Origin of the sequence: Arthrobacter sp. YA7-1 (assembly GCF_025960325.1) — a bacterium.
GTDB classification, from domain to species: domain Bacteria; phylum Actinomycetota; class Actinomycetes; order Actinomycetales; family Micrococcaceae; genus Arthrobacter; species Arthrobacter bambusae_A.
Genome location: NZ_CP110114.1, coordinates 2085491 through 2102824, shown reverse-complemented (window position 1 = coordinate 2102824; position 17334 = coordinate 2085491). Strand labels below are relative to the sequence as shown.

General features: G+C 66.4%; 17 protein-coding genes. 12 read left to right on the top strand and 5 right to left on the bottom strand.

Going from position 1 to position 17334, the window contains the following annotated elements:
• Positions 1 to 3: 3 nt before the first annotated feature.
• From OIT41_RS09895 to OIT41_RS09885, 3 genes are read left to right on the top strand one after another with little or no spacing between them, the layout of a single operon-like run.
• Positions 4 to 936, top strand: coding sequence for an alpha/beta hydrolase (locus tag OIT41_RS09895; RefSeq protein ID WP_264637894.1), 933 nt, complete (start codon positions 4 to 6; stop codon positions 934 to 936).
• Positions 933 to 1901, top strand: a complete 969-nt coding sequence (locus OIT41_RS09890; protein WP_264637893.1) for an MBL fold metallo-hydrolase — start codon at positions 933 to 935, stop codon at positions 1899 to 1901. Before OIT41_RS09895 ends, OIT41_RS09890 begins: the two co-directional genes overlap by 4 nt.
• Positions 1894 to 3606: a CocE/NonD family hydrolase gene (locus OIT41_RS09885; protein WP_264637892.1), complete on the top strand. Its 1713-nt coding sequence runs from the start codon at positions 1894 to 1896 to the stop codon at positions 3604 to 3606. Before OIT41_RS09890 ends, OIT41_RS09885 begins: the two co-directional genes overlap by 8 nt.
• Here the strand turns inward: OIT41_RS09885 and OIT41_RS09880 are convergent.
• From OIT41_RS09880 to OIT41_RS09860, 5 genes are all read right to left on the bottom strand, one after another.
• The gene (locus OIT41_RS09880; protein WP_264637891.1) at positions 3596 to 4189 is read right to left on the bottom strand and encodes a hypothetical protein; all 594 of its coding nucleotides are present in this window, start codon (positions 4187 to 4189) and stop codon (positions 3596 to 3598) included. The genes OIT41_RS09885 and OIT41_RS09880 overlap by 11 nt on opposite strands.
• Before the next feature lie 72 nt (positions 4190 to 4261).
• A complete protein-coding gene (locus tag OIT41_RS09875) occupies positions 4262 to 4867 on the bottom strand; it encodes a DUF1326 domain-containing protein (protein ID WP_241708652.1) in 606 nt (201 codons plus the stop codon).
• A gap of 78 nt (positions 4868 to 4945) precedes the next feature.
• Entirely contained in the window at positions 4946 to 5284 is a 339-nt protein-coding gene (locus OIT41_RS09870) for a YciI family protein (RefSeq protein ID WP_264637890.1), read from the bottom strand.
• Positions 5281 to 6621: an RNA polymerase sigma factor gene (locus OIT41_RS09865; protein WP_264637889.1), complete on the bottom strand. Its 1341-nt coding sequence runs from the start codon at positions 6619 to 6621 to the stop codon at positions 5281 to 5283. The genes OIT41_RS09870 and OIT41_RS09865 overlap by 4 nt, the downstream gene beginning before the upstream one ends.
• 43 nt (positions 6622 to 6664) lie before the next feature.
• A complete protein-coding gene (locus tag OIT41_RS09860) occupies positions 6665 to 6991 on the bottom strand; it encodes a YciI family protein (RefSeq protein WP_319801850.1) in 327 nt (108 codons plus the stop codon).
• Between the two features lie 214 nt (positions 6992 to 7205).
• Between OIT41_RS09860 and OIT41_RS09855 the strand changes: the two genes are divergently transcribed.
• The 9 genes from OIT41_RS09855 to OIT41_RS09815 all read left to right on the top strand — a co-directional run bounded on the left by OIT41_RS09855 (position 7206) and on the right by OIT41_RS09815 (position 17321).
• Positions 7206 to 8084, top strand: coding sequence for an FAD binding domain-containing protein (locus tag OIT41_RS09855; protein ID WP_264637887.1), 879 nt, complete (start codon positions 7206 to 7208; stop codon positions 8082 to 8084).
• A gap of 5 nt (positions 8085 to 8089) precedes the next feature.
• Positions 8090 to 8626 (top strand): (2Fe-2S)-binding protein, encoded by a 537-nt coding sequence (locus OIT41_RS09850; RefSeq protein WP_241708660.1) that lies wholly within the window; start codon positions 8090 to 8092, stop codon positions 8624 to 8626.
• On the top strand, positions 8623 to 11016 hold the full coding sequence (locus OIT41_RS09845; protein WP_264637886.1) for an aerobic carbon-monoxide dehydrogenase large subunit: 2394 nt from the start codon (positions 8623 to 8625) through the stop codon (positions 11014 to 11016). The genes OIT41_RS09850 and OIT41_RS09845 overlap by 4 nt, the downstream gene beginning before the upstream one ends.
• A gap of 1 nt (position 11017) precedes the next feature.
• Complete coding sequence (locus tag OIT41_RS09840) at positions 11018 to 11968, top strand: XdhC family protein (protein WP_264637885.1); 951 nt, start codon at positions 11018 to 11020, stop codon at positions 11966 to 11968.
• Between the two features lie 76 nt (positions 11969 to 12044).
• On the top strand, positions 12045 to 12896 hold the full coding sequence (locus OIT41_RS09835; RefSeq protein ID WP_241708710.1) for an AAA family ATPase: 852 nt from the start codon (positions 12045 to 12047) through the stop codon (positions 12894 to 12896).
• Positions 12897 to 13437: 541 nt separating this feature from the next.
• Entirely contained in the window at positions 13438 to 14184 is a 747-nt protein-coding gene (locus tag OIT41_RS20965; RefSeq protein ID WP_413542319.1) for a VWA domain-containing protein, read from the top strand.
• Positions 14177 to 15115, top strand: a complete 939-nt coding sequence (locus OIT41_RS09825) for an ATP-binding cassette domain-containing protein (protein ID WP_264637883.1) — start codon at positions 14177 to 14179, stop codon at positions 15113 to 15115. The genes OIT41_RS20965 and OIT41_RS09825 overlap by 8 nt, the downstream gene beginning before the upstream one ends.
• Complete coding sequence (locus OIT41_RS09820; RefSeq protein ID WP_264637882.1) at positions 15112 to 16221, top strand: ABC transporter permease; 1110 nt, start codon at positions 15112 to 15114, stop codon at positions 16219 to 16221. The genes OIT41_RS09825 and OIT41_RS09820 overlap by 4 nt, the downstream gene beginning before the upstream one ends.
• Positions 16221 to 17321, top strand: coding sequence for an ABC transporter permease (locus OIT41_RS09815; protein ID WP_264637881.1), 1101 nt, complete (start codon positions 16221 to 16223; stop codon positions 17319 to 17321). The genes OIT41_RS09820 and OIT41_RS09815 overlap by 1 nt, the downstream gene beginning before the upstream one ends.
• Positions 17322 to 17334 lie beyond the last annotated feature (13 nt).

Sequence of the window (17334 nt, the reverse complement as noted above, 5' to 3'; positions counted from 1 at the left end):
GCCATGGCCATCCACCCGCAAATCGCCAAGGTCCTGGCCACTTTGCCGGCACCCGATGGTTCCCCCTTGGACCCCGGCGCCCTGCGCGCCGGGGAGGCAGCCCAGGTCCCGCCGCTGGCGGAGCGGCTACAGCTGCACTCGGTGGACGACGCCACAGCCGTGACGCCGTCGGGCGAGGTCCCGGTGCGGATCTACACGCCGATGGAGGCCGACTCCTATGGCCTGCTGGTGTACTTCCACGGCGGCGCCTTCTTCCTGGGCAGCCTGGACACCCACGACCACGTGGCACGGGCCTTGGCACAGGAAACCGGGCACAAGGTCATCTCGGTGGGGTATCGTTTGGCCCCCGAGGCCGCCTTCCCGGCAGGGCTCGAAGACTGCTACGCCGTGGTCCGCTGGGCGGCCGGGAAGGGTGGAAGCCTGAAGTGGGACGGGAAGAACCTCGCCATCGCCGGCGACAGCTCCGGCGGCAACTTCGCCGCCGCCGTCGCCGCGATGGCCCACGACGACGGGTTCAACCGGATCACCCACCAAGTCCTGTTCTACCCCTCGCTGGACCTGGACTTCGACGTCGAGCGGTATCCCTCATTGCGCGAGAACGCCGAAGGGTACGGCCTGGAGACAGCGGGCCTGAAGCCTTTCAACTCCTTCTACCTCGAGAGCGGGGCCGACCGTGGGGACCCGCGCGTCTCCCCCGTGAAGCGGGAAGATCTCGCCGGACTGCCGGCGGCGCTGGTCATCACGGCCGAGCACGACCCGCTCCGGGATGAGGGCGAACTCTACGGCCGGCGCTTGGCGCAGGCCGGCGTCAAAGCGAAAGTGGTGCGCTACCCCGGCGCCAACCATGGTTTCGTACAGCATTTCTCCTGGATCCCGGAGCTCTACCGGGCATTCGAGGAGACAGCGGAATTCCTGAACGCGGGGGCCGGACAATGACGACACCGGTCGCTGTGCATCCGCTCGTCTCGCCGTGGGGCCGCTTCGGGCTCTATAGCTTTTTCATCGACGCCGCCGAACCGGCCATCGTCGATACCGGGATCGCTTCCTCCCCTGCTGAAGGCATGATGCCGGCGCTGGAGGCGATCGGACGCCGGATCGAGGACGTCCGCTGGATCCTGCTGACGCACGGGCACATCGACCACATCGGCGGCGCCTACGCCTTGTGGGAGCTCACCGGGCGGCGCGCCCGGGTGGTCATCCATGAGGCCGACGCACCGTTGCTCCGCTCGCGCCGGGCCCATGTGGACGAATACCTGTCCGGGCGGGCGCAGTATGTGCAGGATCCCGACGGCGAAGCGAAGCTCACCGCGGCCACGAATGCCGTGATCTCGGGCGAGATGGAGCCGACGTTGCTCGTGCGGGGCGGCGAGAGCATCCCGCTGGGCGGCGGCGTCACGGTGTCGGTCCACTCGATCCCGGGCCACACCCCGGGGTCGGTCGCGTACGTCCTCGACGGGCAGAATGACGTCTTCGTCGGCGACGCGGTCCAGGTCCACGGCGCGGCCAACGGCTTCCCCGGGTTCGTGGATCCGGCCGCCTACCGCTCGAGCCTTGAATACCTGCGCGATGAAGTCCGTCCCGGGCACTTGTACCTGGGGCACCCCTATCGCCGCGGGGACGGCACGCCCTACGGCGTGGAGCTCGACGCCGAACAGGCCAGGGAAGCGCTCCAGGGGAGCCTGGACATCGAGGCCCGCGTCAACAATGCGGCGTGTGCCAGCTTGACGTTGGGCCTGCAGGACACGGACTCGCCCTACTCCCCCTTTGCGCCCGCGGCCAAGGAGCTTGGATACGAAGGAGATCCCACGCTGGAGCCCTCCCCGTTCTTCACCACCCTGCACGGGTACCGCACGTCGCTGGACCATTTGATCGAAGATGAGGAGACCACCACTCATGGATGACTTTCAGTTGCTGAATGCCAGCGGGCAATCCATAGCTTTCCGCAAGGACCTTCGGGTCCCGATGCGGGACGGCGTCGAGCTCGCGGCGGACGCCTACCACGGCACCGAAGACAAGCCGCGGCCGGCCCTGGTTGCCCTGAGTCCGTACGGCAAGGAACTGCAGGCGCTCGCCCTCACTACTCCCCCGCAGCGGCGGCCGAGCCCCATGTGGGACGGCTGCATCGAGGCCGGGGACATCGCCAGGATCGTGAAGGAAGACTACGTCCACGTCATCGGCGACCTCCGCGGCTCGGGCTTCTCGGGCGGCGAGCACATCGGCAACTACAACGCCGGCGGTGTCCCGCTCGGCGAGGATGCCTACGATTTCATCGAATGGGTCGCCGCGCAGCCCTGGTGCGACGGCAACGTCGGCATGGTGGGCATCTCCTACTTCGGTTCCATGCAGGTGCTGGCGGCCGCGGAGCGTCCGCCGCACCTCAAGGCGATCTTTGTCTCTGGCGGCCACTACGACTTCTACGAAACGACGTACCACGGAGGCATCATGTGGTTCATGCCGCGTGCCGCCCGCGAGGGCCGTGGAGGCGACTCCGGCTGGGCGTTCACCGACAACGTCAAGTCCCGCATGATCGAGACGTATTCCCCAGGGGAACTCAAGAAGCTCGTCGCCATGCGCCTTGAGGACCCGGACATCGGTGCCTGGCCGAACCTCGTCCACCTGCTGAACTACCCTAAGAACCATGAGGCCTGGTTCGACATCGTCATGAACGAGCTGGACGGCGAATGGTACGAAGAGCGCAACCCCATCACGCTGGCCCCGAACATCGACATCCCCGTCTGGCTGCAGCTCGACCAGGGCCGCGGGTGGACCCTGGACGGCACCATCGAGCTGTACAGCGCGCTGAAAGGACCGAAAAAGCTGACCATCGGCCCCTACCCGCCCATGCAATCGCGTCCCTTCATCGAGGAGCACGACAAAATGTTCCGGTGGTACGACTACTGGATCAAGGGCATCGACAACGGGGTCATGGACGAGCCGCCCGTCAGCGTCTTCGTGGAGGGCTCGCGCGAGGTGGTGACCGCCGGGCAGTGGCCGCCGAAGGACATCGAATACACGTCCCTCTACTTCCGCCCTCGCCACAAGCTGTCGCAAGAGCCTGAGCCGATGGGTGCCGAGTACGCAGCCCCGGATGGTTTCTATCAAGCCCCGCTAACGGTAACGGACAAGGTGGAGATCCTCTCGTGGAGCACCGACCCGTTCGAGCAGGATACTGAACTCATCGGCGCCGGCGCCGCCCATATCTTCGCGGAAATCGACCAGGCCGACACAAACTTCATCCTGCGGCTCTGGGACTCCGCGCCGAACGGGCAACGGCAGCTGATCACCACTGGATACCTCAAGGCCTCGCACCGCGAGCTGGATGACCGGACCACTGAGGGGAACCCGTACCACCCGCACACCCGGTCCGTGCCCGTGGAGGCCGGGGCGATCGAGGAGTACGTACTGCGCCTCTACCCGTTCGCGAACAGTTTCAAACCAGGCCACCGCCTCACGGTTGAACTGTCCAACAATGAGCCGCTGGCCGACGATCACAACGCACTGCTCCCGCCTGACGCCTTTCATCTGCCGGTGGGCCGCCCCGTCACGCACAAGATCTACCGCGACGCCGCCCACCCATCGCGGCTCGTCTTGCCGTTCACGACGTGAGTGGCTGGGAAGCGGCGTTGATGAATCCGATGACGATCGCTGTCCACCAGCACAGCTGCGAGATGGCCAGGCACGAGAGCATGTGGAAGCGTTGGCCCAGGGTGAGATCCAGAAACGATGCCGAAGGCGGCAGGTGTGCCAGCCGCCTCATGAGCGGGATGAGCATGATGCCGTTCAAGGTGAGGACCAGCACGGCCAGCAGCTTGACGTCCGTCAAGGGGCTGCTCAGGCGGGCGTCAAGGAAGACTCCGCTCGCCAGCAGGCCGGCGAGTCCACCCCAGATCAACGGTGTCGCGGCCCCGTCGAGCCGGAGTGTCTCGGCCAGTCCACGCCTGCCAATCAGCCACAGGAACCCGTGCCAGTCCACCAGGAGGATGGCGCCGAAGGACACCACCATGGCAAGAATATGGGCGATCAGCGCGTAGGTGGGAACGACGCCGACGACGTGCGTGGTCGCCGCCATCAGCACGGAAGCCAGCCACGCCGTGGCCGCCGAAATGCTCAAGATGACAACCAGCCGGCGCGTGGCCTGTTCGGACTCGCGGCGTCGAGCCGTACGCCTGCTCACTGCGATATAACTCATAACTACCCCGTTGCAGCCCGGAGCGCTGACGGCGGGGGAAGAGCCGCCATGGACGGCTATCCCCTGCCGTGCCTAGGCCGACCAGGCAAACGGAGCCGAGAAGGAGTTCTTCCCGGCGTTGTCCCAGGTCATCCCGAACACGTCCACGCGGGCCGTGCTGGCGGTACCCGCCGCCAGGGTGTCGGCCGGGAAGCCGATTCCGCTGACTTTCACTCCCAGCCCGGTGGCATCCAACGGGGACACGAAGTCCTCAACAGCCATGTCGACGGCGCTGCCAATGCGGACCTGGTGCGAACGCCCGTCCTCGGTGTAGGCCATTTCCAGGGACTCCATTCCCGCCATTTCACCGATCAAGGGGGTCAGGCCCTCCATCGGTCCGCCTAACTGTCCACCGAAGACGCCACCGAGCGCTTCCGCCTGCTCCGGCGAGGCAGCGGCATCCATCAGAACGCCGATCTTCCATCCCCCGTCGCTCATGAGGGCGGGTGTATCGGCGACGACGCAGACTGTCAGGCCTCCGACGTCGACGCCGTTCACCTCACCGGAGTCCACATGAAAGGCGAGGGCCACGTTGCAGCGATCGTTGTCCGCCGGTGCGGTCAACCCGGAAGTGGAACACGGGCAGACCATGTCGCAGTTGCAATTCTCAAAATACGTACCCTCGACGTGCCACGACATCTGGGGCTCCTTTCGACGAGGCATCCCCAGAAAAAGTCTCCTCGTGGCCCGGAACAGTGTCAACGCTCTCCGGATCCCTCACGGATCCATGGGACGTACCTCGATCGGCCACAGCCTGGCCTCCCCGAACTTGCCCGCAATTTCCACAGCCCGGGCCATGTCCACGCAGTCGACCACGTAGTAGCCGGCCACGATTTCCTTCGTTTCGATGAACGGGCCGTCGGTCACCGTAGGCCCGCCGCCGTTGTTTCTCACGAACTTCGCTTCCTCACCCAATTCATGAGCCTCCACGAACTCTCCGGAGGCCCTGAGTTCCTTTTGCAAGGAGGTGTGCGCCTCCATGATCGCGTCGATCTCGGACGCGGGAAGCGCGCTCCAGGTGTCGAAGTTGTTTTGAATCAGCAAGAGGTGTTTCATTTTTTCTCCTTAATGGCAGGGGTGCGGCTGTTCCGTTTGGGTTCCGACAAGGACGAGGACGCAGAACTAGTCTCCGCGAGGCGCCTGCCAAGGTAGCGGCGTTCCGCCTCGGACGGTGCGAGTTCGCAGGCCCGTTGGTATTCGTCCCGCGACTCCGACCTCCGGCCGAGCCGCCTCAGGAGGTCCGCTTTCGCGGCAGGCAGAAGGTAGTACCCCTCGAGCGACCGCGACTGGTCCAACTGCTCGATGAGGGCAAGCCCGGCTTCGGGACCTTGGGACATCGCGACGGCGACAGCGCGGTTGAGCTCGACAACCGGCGACGGCGTAATCTGCGCCAGGGAATCGTACAGCAGGGCCACCCGGGCGAAGTCTGTACTCCCAGGGGTTCGGGCGGTCATATGGCACGCCGCAATCGCGGCCTGGACACGGTAGCTCCCCGGCCGGGAACGGCGTGAAATTCCAAGCCGTTCGGCCGCGGCAAGGAGCGCAACGGCCTCGGCAATCTCAGCGTGGTCCCACAAGCCGCGGTCCTGCTCCTCCAACGTCACCAAGTCCCCCGCGTCGTCAGTTCGCGTGTTCCGCCTGGCGTGGTGGAACAGCATGAGGGCCAGGAGACCCGCAGCCTCCGGTTCTTGCGGGGAACCGGCGAGCAGCGAAACGAGCAAGCGGTTGAGGCGTATCGCTTCCAGGGCAAGGGACTCGCGGATCAAGGATTCACCGCCCGTGGCGGAATAGCCTTCGTTGAACATGAGATAGAGCACCGCCAAGACCCCGGACGTGCGTTCAGCCCTCAGCTCCGGCGGCGGTACCCGATACGGGATTCCTGCGTCACGGATCTTTGCCCGTGCGCGGACGAGCCGCTTTGACATGGTTGCCTCCGAGACGAGGAACGCGCGCGCAATCTCACCCGTGGTCAGCCCCGCGACGGTGCGCAGCGTCAACGCAACCCTCGCGTCGAGCGGGAGGGCGGGGTGGCAACACGTGAAGATCAGGCGCAGCCGGTCGTCTTCCGCGCCCGGATCAATGCCACCCCGTTCTTCCAGGCTTTCGAGCTGGGCGATGATCGCTAGTTCACCGACCGCCCTCTTTTCGCTGGCGGCACTCCGCATCCGGTCGATTGCCCTGTTCCTGGCCACAGTGGTCAGCCAGGCCCCGGGATTCCTCGGAATGCCGTGCTCGGGCCAGTCGACGAGGGCCTTCGCAAACGCGTCCTGCACACAATCCTCTGCCAGGCTCCAGTCGCCCGTCACGCGGATGAGGGTTGCAGTGATGCGCGCGGTCTGCCCGGAGGAGGCTGCCTCGACGGCGGTCCGGGTATCCGTCAGTCCTGAATCCACGTCTCCCCTCCCACGTTCACGACGCCGGCCACCGGGCGTACCGCTACAGCCCGAGCGGCCACACTGGCCTGATCTCGATCTTGCCGAATCGTGCCATGGGATGCTTGGACGCCACCTCAATGGCCTCATCGAGATCGGCGCACGCGATGATGTCGTATCCGGCAATCCATTCCTTTGTCTCCGCGAACGGGCCGTCCGAGACAACCACCTCGCCCGCCCGCACCGTGACGGTGGTCGCGTCCTCGACAGGACGCAGCCGATCACCGTGGCGGCTCACGCCCCGGCTTTCCATCTCGGCCACCCATTCCTCGATATTGTCCTCGGCGGCGACATATTCCGGCGCTGCTGGATCGCTGCAAATGAAAAGCATGTACTCCACGATGACTCCTTTTTATCGGTTGATACACCATGACGACGGGCGGGACCCCGCGAAAAGGACACTGCCACGGAAATTCTTTTCTTCAAGCAAAAAAGGCCGTGATCCTGCCCCCTTGACCATGTTGACACCCACAAGGGCGGGGGCAAGACTGATCATAGGTTCGCGTCCTGCGCGCGGCAGGACGTCTGGCCCTAAGGGGTGGACAATGCAGATTCCGGCTCCATTTGATTATGAGCGCGCGAGTGACGTCGCAAACGCGCTGGCCCTCCTCGAACGCCACGGTCCCGAGTCGCGCATCATCGCAGGCGGACACAGCCTGCTGCCGATGATGAAGCTGCGGCTGGCGCGGCCGGAGTGGCTCATCGACATCAACGACCTGGCGGAACTGGAATTCATCCGCCGGGACGGTGAAGAGTTGCGCGTGGGAGCATTGACCCGCCACACGGCGCTCCTCGAGTCCGCCGACGTCGCCGATCTCTTCCCGATCATTCACGACGCCGAGCAGGTGATCGCGGATCCTGTGGTCCGCAACCGCGGAACAATCGGCGGCTCCCTCTGCCAGGCCGATCCGGCGGAAGACCTCTCTACCGTTTGCGATGTTCTGCGCGCCCAGGCCGTGATCCGCGGGCCCGACGGCGAACGGACCGTCCCGATGTCGGATTTCCACCGCGGCCCCTACGAAACCGCGGTGGCGCAAAACGAACTGTTGTACGAAGTCCGCTTTGCGATCCGCCCGCGCTCGGGCAGCGCCTACGAAAAGGTGGAACGGCGGGTGGGTGACTGGGCGGTCGTCGCGGCCGGGGCCGCCGTCGGGCTGGCCGCGGACGGCACGGTGGAGGAGGCCGCAATCGGGCTGACGGCGGTCGGACTGGACGGCACTATTCCCGAGGCCGAGGCCGTGCTCCTCGGACAACAGCCGCATGAAGAGCTGTTCGTCTCAGCCGCACGCATCGCAGCCGCCGCATGCCACCCGGTGGACGACCAGCGTGGGCCGGTCGACTACAAACGGCACCTGGCCGACGAACTTACCCGCAGGGTCCTGCGCCGTGCTTGTGCGCGTGCCGCAGGTGCACAGGAAGGCTGAAGGCAATGCAGATCAGCATGGCGGTCAACGGGGACGAGGTGACCCGGGAGATCGAACCCCGCGTGTTGCTGGTCCACTTCATCCGCGAAAACCTTGGATTGACCGGCACGCACTGGGGATGCGACACGAGCAACTGCGGAACCTGCGTGGTCCTCATGGATGGACAACCGGTGAAGTCGTGCACCGTGCTGGCAGCCATGGCCGACGGACACGACATCCGGACCGTCGAGGGACTGGCCGTCGGCGGCACGCTCGATCCCGTGCAGCAAGGGTTCATGGAGGAACACGGCCTGCAATGCGGATTCTGCACTCCCGGCATGATGCTCACCGCCAGGGCCCTGCTGGACCGCAAGCCGCATCCCGACGACGCCGAAATCCGCCAAGCCATCTCCGGCCAGATTTGCCGGTGCACCGGGTACGCGACGATCGTCCGCTCGGTGCAATGGGCCGCAGCCCACCCGCCTGGTTGGGACACTGAGACGGACGCTGGGACGGACGACGGCGGTGCCGCCGGCACCACCGCGGAAGAGGTGACGGCATGACCACCGTTCAGGAGCATGCACCCAACCCGGCGGCCGGAGACCCGGGCCGCCCGATCGGGTTCGGCCGCCTCCAGCGCAAAGAGGACCCGCGGTTCGTCCGCGGCAAGGGCAATTACCTCGACGACATCGTGTTGCCCGGCATGCTGCACGGAGCCATCCTGCGCGCACCCGTCGCGCATGCCCGGCTGGTGTCGATAGACACGTCCGAAGCGTTGGCGCATCCCGGGGTCCGCGCGGTCATCACCGGCAAGGACCTGCAGGCCCTCAACCTCGCGTGGGCGCCTACCCTGTCGGCGGACGTGCAGGCAGTCCTTGTCACGGACAAGGTCCGCTTCCAGGGCCAGGAGGTCGCTTTCGTCGTCGCCGAGGACCGCTACGCCGCCCGGGACGCCCTCGAGCTGATCGACGTCGAATACGACATGTTGCCACCCGTGATTGATGCCCGCCACGCCCTCGACGCCGGCGCGCCGGTCATCCGGGACGATATCGAGGGCCGGACGGACAACCGGATCTTCGATTGGGAGATCGGCGATGCCGCTGAAACCGAGGCGGTGTTCGCCGCCGCCGACGTCGTCGTCACCCAGGAGGTCGTGTACCCGAGAGTGCACCCTGCACCCATGGAAACCTGCGGTGCCGTGGCGGACTTCGACCCGATCGACGGCAGGCTGACACTCTACGAAACAACCCAGGCCCCTCATGCCCACCGGACGCTGTACGCGATAGTCGCCGGCATCCCGGAGCACAAGATCCGGATCGTCTCCCCCGATATCGGCGGGGGCTTCGGCAACAAGGTGGGCATCTATCCCGGCTACGTCCTGGCCGTCGTCGGCTCGATCGTCACCGGCAAGCCGGTCAAATGGGTGGAGGACCGCTCGGAAAACCTGATGTCGACGTCGTTCGCCCGCGACTACATCATGCAGGGCGAGATCGCAGCCACCAAGGAAGGCAAGATCCTGGCAGTCCGGACCAGCGTGCTGGCAGACCACGGCGCCTTCAACGCGACCGCGCAGCCCACCAAGACCCCGGCCGGCTTCTTCTCCATCTTCACCGGGAGCTACGACCTGAAGGCGGCCTACTGCAAAGTCACGGGTGTCTACACCAACAAGGCGCCCGGGGGCGTGGCCTACGCCTGTTCCTTCCGCGTGACGGAAGCTGTCTACCTCGTGGAGCGCATGGTGGACATCCTGGCCCGGAAACTGGAGATGGATCCGGCAGAGCTCCGGCTGAAGAACTTCATCAAACCGGAACAATTCCCGTACGCCAACAAGACCGGCTGGGTCTACGACTCCGGCAACTACGAGCCCGCCATGCGGTTGTCCATGCACATGGCCGGGTACGAGGACCTCCGGCGCGAGCAGCGCGAAAAGCGGGAGCGCGGCGAGCTCATGGGCATCGGCGTCTCCTTCTTCACCGAGACCGTCGGCGCCGGGCCCCGCAAGCACTTCGACATCGTCGGACTCGGGATGGCCGACGGCGCCGAACTCCGCGTCCACCCCACTGGCAAGGCCGTCGTCAGGATCTCGGTACAGAGCCAGGGGCAGGGCCACGAGACCACGTTCGCCCAGATCGTGGCCGAAGAGCTCGGCATCCCGCCGGAGAGCATCGACGTCGTCCACGGCGACACCGACCAAACGCCTTTCGGCCTGGGCACCTATGGGAGCCGCTCGACGCCGGTCAGCGGCGGCGCGGTGGCGCTGGTGGCGCGGAAGGTCCGGGACAAGGCGCGGTTCATTGCGGCGGCCATGCTTGAGACGCGGCCCGAGGACCTTGAGTGGGAAAAGGGCCGCTGGTTCGTGAAAGGCGATCCAAGCGCCGGCAAGACGATCGCCGAGATCGCGTTCGGCGCCCACGGCACAGTGGCTCTCCCGGACGGCATCGACGGCAACCTGGACGCGGAGGTGACCTATGACCCTCCCAACCTGACGTTCCCGTTCGGCGCCTACATTTGCGTGGTGGACGTCGACGCCGGGACCGGCCACGTCAAGGTCCGGCGCTTCATCGCGGTGGACGACTGCGGAACCCGGATCAACCCGATGATCATCGAAGGCCAGGTCCACGGCGGGCTGACCGACGGCGTCGGGATGGCGCTCATGGAAATCATCGCGTTCGACGAGGACGGCAACTGCCTCAGCGGATCCTTCATGGACTACCTCATCCCGACGGCGATGGAAGTCCCCGACTGGGAGACAGGGTTCACCGTCACACCGTCCCCTCACCACCCCATCGGCGCCAAAGGCATCGGCGAATCGGCCACGGTCGGATCCCCTCCAGCCATCGTCAACGCCATCGTGGATGCCTTGGCGCCGTACGGCGTGACCCACATGGATATGCCGTGCACGCCCGCCCGGGTGTGGGAGGCCATGCAGGGCCGAGCCAGGCCACCGGTGTGACATGCCCTTGCACGGAGAAGCCTTGGCCGCGAAGGCGCAGGAACTGGTAGGACGTCGGGAACCGTTTGTGCGCGCCACGGTAGTGCGCGCGCAGCATCCCACCAGTGCCCATGCCGGGGACACCGCCCTGGTGTTGGCCAACGGAGACATCGACGGGTTCCTTGGGGGCACATGCGTCGAGGCTTCCGTGCGCGAATACGGATTGCAGACGTTGTCCAAGCACGAACCGCTGTTGCTCCGCGTTGTTCCCGGCGAACCGTCCCGCACCCGCGAGGAGGGCGCCGTCGAGGTCGCCAACCCCTGCCTCAGCGGCGGCGCGGTGGAGATCTTCCTTGAGCCGCACATGCCCGCTCCCCGGGTGGTCGTAGTCGGTGCAACCCCCGTGGCGCAGGCCTTGGCTGCCTTGGGTGCCATCCTCGACCTGGACATGGAACTCAGCGACGGAACCGCTGCTGAACCGCGGGCCGACGACGCCGCCCTCATCGTCGCGTCCCAGGGTCGGGACGAGGAGCCCGCGTTGGAGGCAGCGCTCCGGCTGGGGGTACCGTACGTCGCCCTCGTCGCGAGCCGCACACGCGGCGCGGCCGTCCTGGCCTCGCTCGACGTCGACGACGACGAGCGGGCGCAGGTGCACAGCCCGGCGGGCCTGCTGCTGGGCGGCCGGACACCTGCCGAAATCGCGCTGTCGATACTGGCGGAACTTGTGTCCGTGCGCCACCTTGGCAGGTCCGCTGCGGCGGCGGAGACTGAGACGGCGGATCCGGTTCCGGCGAGCGCCGAACCTGCGAGCGCCGAACCTGCGAGCGCCGTGGATCCCGTCTGCGGCATGAGCGTCGCGGCTGTGGAGTCGACGTTGCACGCCGAGCATGCAGGAACGACGTATTACTTCTGTTCCGCTGGATGCCGGAGGGCTTTCCTCGCCGATCCGGAACACTATGCCACCGCGTCGTGAACCCCCCGCCGCCCGAGCGGCGCGCTCGGGCGCGGAAGACGAGGTGCGGCGGCTTGTCCCGGATGTTTCCGCGCTCATGTCCGCCCTCGACGACGGCGACTACCTTGCCGACGTCGGGTTGGCCACCGCTCTGTTCCTGTCCGTCCGGTTGCCGCAACCCATCCTGTTGGAGGGTGAGGCCGGCGTCGGGAAGACCGAGGCGGCGAAGGCCCTGGCCAAGGTGCTCGGCACTCCCCTGTACCGTCTGCAGTGCTACGAGGGCATAGATGTGGGCGAGGCCCTCTACGAGTGGAACCACCAACGGCAGCTTCTGGGCATCCGCTTGGCCGAGGTCCGGGACGTCCGCGTGGAAGAGGCTGATCTTTTCGGGGAACAGTATTTGTTGCGTCGACCGCTGCTGAAGGCGATCGAGCATCGCGGGCCGCGCCCGGCCGTCCTGCTGTTGGACGAGATCGACCGGGCGGACGCTGAGTTCGAGGCCTTCACCTTCGAGCTGCTGGCCGAGGCCGCAGTGACGATCCCGGAGCTGGGCACGATCCGGGCCACGCATCCGCCGGTCGTCGTCCTGACCTCCAACCGGACGAGGGACCTGCACGACGCGCTGACCCGGCGCTGCCTCTACCACTGGATTGACTACCCCCGGCCCGAGCGCATCGCCGCGATCGTGCGGCGCAGGGTGCCCGGGAGCGCCGAGCCGCTCGCCTTGGACGCCGCAGCCGCGATCACGAGGCTGCGGTCCCTGGACATGGCCAAACCCCCGGGGATCGCGGAGGCAATCGACTGGGTGGCCGCCCTCACGGTGCTCGGCGTGGAACGGCTGGACCCGGCCGCGGTGAAACAGACCTGGGGTTCGGTCCTGAAGAATCGCGACGATCTGGACACGGCCTGGGCGCGTGGCCCCGCGTGGGTGGCCGGCAGCCATGACTGAATACCCGCTCAGGAATGGCCTGGCGCATGTCGATGCCGCGGCTTTGGCGGTGGGGCTCAGCACGGCCCTGCGCCGTGCCGGGCTGCCGGGTTCTCCTGATCGCGTGGCCTGGCTGGCGCAGGCACTCAGGCTCGTTCCCCCTCTTGCGCGAGAGCCGCTGTATTGGACGTGCCGGGTGGCCCTCGTCTCCTCGCACGAACAACTGCCGGTATTCGATGCCGTCTTCTCTGCCGCGTTTGACGGGATCCTCGATCCAGCGGACACCCGCGGCGATGCCAACAGCCCTCCGGCAGGCCGCGCGGCAGAGCACATCCGGGCCGCTCCCGGCGAACGAGTACCCGCTCATGCGGGCAGCCGCGTCCCGGCGTCGCGGACACCCGTCGCCACCCCCGGCGTGGAGGGCGGGAACGGCGAATCCGACGCACCCTGGGTCGAGGCAATCCTGGCGATGGCCTCCCCTGACGAGCACCTGCATGAGAAGTCCTTCGCCGAGCTCACCCCCGAGGAAACAGCCCGCGTGCGCCAGCTGGTGCGGCGCATCATGCTGGCTACCCCGGAGCGACGAAGCCGCAGGACACGCCAGTCGACCCGCAGCGGCGCCAAGCTGGACCTCCGGCGCACCATCCGCGCGGCCCGGCGCAGCGGCGGTGACGCGAGCTCCCTTGTCTATGCCCGCCGTCGTCCGCGTCCGCGCCGCTTGGTGTTCCTGTGCGATATATCCGGCTCCATGGAACCGTACACGCAGGTCTTCCTTTCCCTGCTTCAAGGCGCAGTAGCCGGGGCCCAGGCCGAAGCTTTCGTGTTTTCCACCCGGCTGACCAGGCTGACCCGGCAGCTGTCGAACCGCAACGCTGACGAAGCCCTGGCGCTGGGAGCCGCCGCCGCCCGGGATTGGGCGGGTGGCACCCGCCTTGCGGAGAGCATCCAACGGTTCATCGATGGCCATGGACGCCGTGGATTGGCACGGGGTGCGGTGGTTGTGGTGCTCTCGGACGGTTGGGCCCAGGACGCACCGGAACTGGTGGACGCCCAGATGGCGAGGCTGCGGCGCCTCGCCTTCCGGATCGTCTGGGTCAATCCGAGGAAGGCGGGGACGGACTTCCAACCGCTTGCAGGTGGCATGGCCGCTGCGCTGCCCTATTGCGACGCCTTCGTCAGCGGCCACAATTACGCCGCGTTGGCGGAAGCCGCAACCGCCATCCGCTCGCAGCGGTCACGTCCGGCAAGGGGCCGCGGAAACGGCCGCGTAGGTCAACTGAACAGGTCAGGAAAGGACAGGCATGACTGAGACCGCCATAGAGCTTGTTGGCGTGACGAAGCGGTTCGGTTCCCTCACCGCCGTCGACGACCTCAGCCTGCAGGTTGAACGCGGGGAGATTTTCGGCCTCCTCGGACCCAACGGCTCAGGCAAGACGACCACCATCGACATGATCAGCGGCCTCAGCCGCCCAAGCTCCGGCCACGTCACGGTTCTGGGCGTCGACCTGCTCAAGGATCCGCGCGGGATCCGGCGCTCGCTCGGGACAGTGCCGCAGGAGAACGCCCTGTACGAGGAACTCACGGCGGAGGCCAACCTCCGGTTTCATGCCGACCTCTTCGACGTGCCCAGGCACGGCCTCGAGAGAAAGATCACGTCGCTGCTTGAGCTTGCGCAGTTGGTGGAACGCCGGAAGAGCCGCGTTTCAACTTTCTCCGGCGGCATGAAGCGAAGGCTCGCATTGGTCCGGGCCATGCTCCACGAACCCGAGCTGCTCTACTTCGACGAACCGACCCTCGGCGTCGACGTGCAAAGCAGGCATGCCCTCTGGGACCGGATCCTCGAGCTCAAGGATCACGGCACCACCGTACTCATCACCAGCAACTACCTTGAGGAAGCCAACGCCTTGTGCGATCGCTTGGCCATTATCGACCGCGGACGGCTGGTAGCGCTCGATTCGCCGTCCAAATTGCGGCGCAGCTTCGGTGACACGGTGCTTGAAATGCGCACGCGTCCAGCGCCCGGGGAGGAGATCGTTCGAACGGTTCTCGCGCTCCCCGGCGTTGTCTCGGCATTTGCTTCCGACGGCTCGCTGAAGGTCACGGTGGAGGGCGGCGCCGATGCCACCGGCAGGGTGGTGACCGCCGTCGTCGGTGGAACCAGCCTGGAGGAGATCCAGAGCCGGGAGCCGAGCCTCGACGAGGTCTTCCTGAGCCTGACAGGCAAGGAGCTTCGGGAATGAGCCTCCGCCATGACCTGCGTGTGGTCCGGGCCGTCGCGGCAGCGGACATCCGCCTGACCCTCCGGGAACCCTTGTTCGCGGTCATCGGCGTCCTCATCCCGATCAACTTCCTGCTTCTCTTCCTGCTCTTCGCGATCAGCGGCGGCCAGGCACCGATCGCCGTGGTGATGAATGACCATGGTCCGCTCGCGGAACGCTTCGTCCAGGCCATGGACGGCGCGCATTCGTTCATCATCCACACCGCGACCCCCGCCGATGCGGAACGGGAGATCCGCTCCGGCGGCATTGTCGCCGTCGTGACCGTGCCGCAAGGGTTCGACTCCGCCCTCGCCGCCAGAGAGCGGATCGAGATTCCGGTGGAAGTCAACAACTTGAACGTCGACTTCACCAACGACATCCGGCGGGCCGTTCCGCTGTCCATCACGTCCTTCTACGCGGATGCCTTCCCCGAGCAGGTGGTGGTGACAGCCCGCGAGTCCGATGTGCAGGCCCAGGACACCGGCTACATTCCCTACCTCGCCGTGAGCATCATGGTTGCCGGCCTGATGCTCGCGTCCCAACTGCAGGGCAGCGTCAATACCGCGCGCGACTACGAGCTCGGGACCATCAAGGAACTCGCGCTGGCGCCTGTGAGCCGTCTGACCATCGGTGTGGGCAAGGTACTTGGTGCCGCAGTCCTCGCCTCGGCGTCCACGCTGCTGCTACTCGCCGTCGTGGTCCTCTTGATCGGAGTCCGCCCGCTCCATCCCCTTGAAGTAGTGGGCTTCGGACTCCTGATTCTTGCGACCTTCCTCGCCCTCGGTGTCCTTGTCGGGACGCTGGTCCGTAGGAGACAGCAGGCAATCCCCCTGTCGATCGCGGCTGTCCTTCCCCTGTTCTTCTTGAGCGGACCGTTCGGGCCGGCGAACTGGCTGGGTGCCATCCCGGGCGCGATCGCCGCGATATCGCCCCTCACGTATGCGATCGCGGCCTTCCAGCACGCCTTCCACGGTTACCAGACTGCTCCGCAAGGCCTTGCTGTCGACGCGATCGTGCTGGCAGCCTTCACCGTGGTGGCCATCGGGTGCGCGGCTTTCGTGTTCGGCCGGCGGGGGGCGGGGCACTAATGGCCGCCGGACGTGCCGTGCTCGCCATTGCGGCGAAAGACATCCTGACCTGGTTCCGGACGCCGTCGGCGATTCTGGCCAGCCTCCTGCCGCCAGTCGCGTTCATGCTGATCATCTTCGTGGTGGCCGGTGCGGTGGGCCGCAACCCGGTGGCGCTGGTGGTGGAGGACAGCGGACCGCAGGCTCAACGACTCGTCTCGATCCTTGAGAACTCGGATGCCTTCCGCGTCCAGCGTGCCGACCCCGCTGAAGCCACACACCTGCTGGACACCCTTCAGGTTGCGGCGGTCATTACCGTGCCGGCCACGTTCGACGACGACTATCGGGCACAGCGGCCCGACCCCGTCAGCGTGCAGATCAACAACCTGAACCTCGACTTCACCAACGATCTGCGCCGCTCGGTTCCCGCTGCGATTACCACCTTCTATGCCGGCCAGCCGGACACGCCGATCATGGTGGGCGTCGCCGAATCTGACTTGAGGCCGCACGACGTCGACCTGGTCCAGTTCCAGCTCGTGCCGATCCTGGTGCTCCTGCTCACGATCATGGGAATCGTGAACGGCGGACTGGCCGCCGCCCGTGAGTTCGAGGATCTGACCATCAAGGCCCTTTTGCTCTCGCCGATCGCCCGCGGCACCTTGATCATCGGCAAAATCCTGGCGTGCTGGGTCACGACGATGCTCGTGGCGGCGGTGGTGCTGGTCTTGTCGTTCGCCTTCGGGGTCCTCCGGCCTGCCGGCTGGTATTGGTTGCCGGCGCTGGCCGCGATCGGGCTGATCGCGCTGGCGGCCTCGGGGCTCGGCACTGCCCTGGGAGGTGCGCTGCGGCGCTTCTCAGCCGTCGCCGGGGCCGGAATCAACCTATCGATCTACCTGTTCTTCCTCAGCGGAGGCATCAGTGTTGCAGCGTTCCTGCCCGGATGGATCCAGGCCATAGCGCACTTCACCCCGACCTTCTACGGCGTGGACGCGCTCGAGGCGGCGATCTTTTACCAGTCGACCGACAACCTGGGCCGCGACTTCGCGGTGCTCATGGCGACAGCCGCCGTCGGGCTCGCGTTAGGGACGCTGTCCCTTAGACGGCGGCTCGCCGATTACTAGGAAGGAGAAACTC